General features: G+C 28.2%; 1 protein-coding gene. It reads left to right on the top strand.

The features are described from left to right. The first annotated feature begins 79 nt into the window (after nucleotides 1-79). A complete protein-coding gene (locus UF75_RS25700; RefSeq protein WP_082075359.1) occupies nucleotides 80-976 on the top strand; it encodes a reverse transcriptase domain-containing protein in 897 nt (298 codons plus the stop codon). The last annotated feature ends 118 nt before the right edge of the window (nucleotides 977-1,094 follow it).

Raw genomic sequence — 1,094 nt, 5'->3', positions numbered from 1 at the left:
ATAAAATTGTATGAATACGATTACTTTATTAAACTTGATATTGAAAACTTCTTTCCGTCAATTGATCATACTATCCTAAATCGTCAACTACACACAAAAATTAAGAAAGAAGGAAGTAATAAGTCTAATCGTCAAAGCTATTAGAACACCAACAATATCTATTCCTAGTTCAAATGGATATGAGCCTAATGAAAAAGGAGTTCCCCAAGGGCTATCTATTTCCAATATTCTTGCTAATATATTTTTAAGCAACTTGGATAATAAGTTTGCAGAGTTACTTACATGTGGATATGTAAGATATGTGGATGATATTCTAATTTTATGTAAAAAAGTAGATTATTCTAAAATTATGGATAATATTGTGTACGAACTTGATCATTATTTAAAGTTAAAAGTTAGTAGCGAAGTGGAAAAAACAATACATGGAGAGATTGCAGAAGGGTTTACGTTTTTGGGATATACTAAAAACGCAGAGGGTTTTACAGTAAGAGAAAGTTCCGTTAATAAATTCAAAGATTCGTTATCACAATTGTTTACACAATTTAAGTATTCAAAAAACAGAAACCTTGAAATCCTTTTATGGAAAGTCAATTTAAAAGTTACAGGCTGTATAAATGAAGGAAGAAAATATGGATGGCTTTTTTTCTTTTCACAGATAAATGATACAAAATTGTTATTTGAATTGGATTGGTTGGTAAAAAAATATTTTATTAATGCAGGTTTTAAAAAAGAATATTGTACATTAAAAATTAAAAAATTTGTAAAAGCACACAAAGAAATAACTTTGAATCTATCAGGGACTAGCTATATTCCAATTTTTGATTCATTCACTTTTGATGAAAAAAAGAAATTACTAATCAATATTTTTAAACAAGATATAAGCGGTATGAAGACTGAACAAATTGATTGGCTTTTTAAAAAAATGATTTATATCTCAATAAAGGATCTGGAAAAAGATATACAGCCAATCTCTTGATTGCTATTGCTCTCTGAGTAACGCTATCGAGTCACTATTAGGTAATGATGCAGGCAAAAGTTTTACCACCTCGACAGCAAAATTAATTACAAACTAAAAATAAGACGGTGAGCATGAT

Source organism: Desulfosporosinus sp. I2, from assembly GCF_000960765.1.
Lineage (GTDB): Bacteria > Bacillota > Desulfitobacteriia > Desulfitobacteriales > Desulfitobacteriaceae > Desulfosporosinus.
The sequence above is the reverse complement of the archived record's forward strand: the minus strand, read 5'-3'. Positions and strand labels throughout refer to the sequence as shown.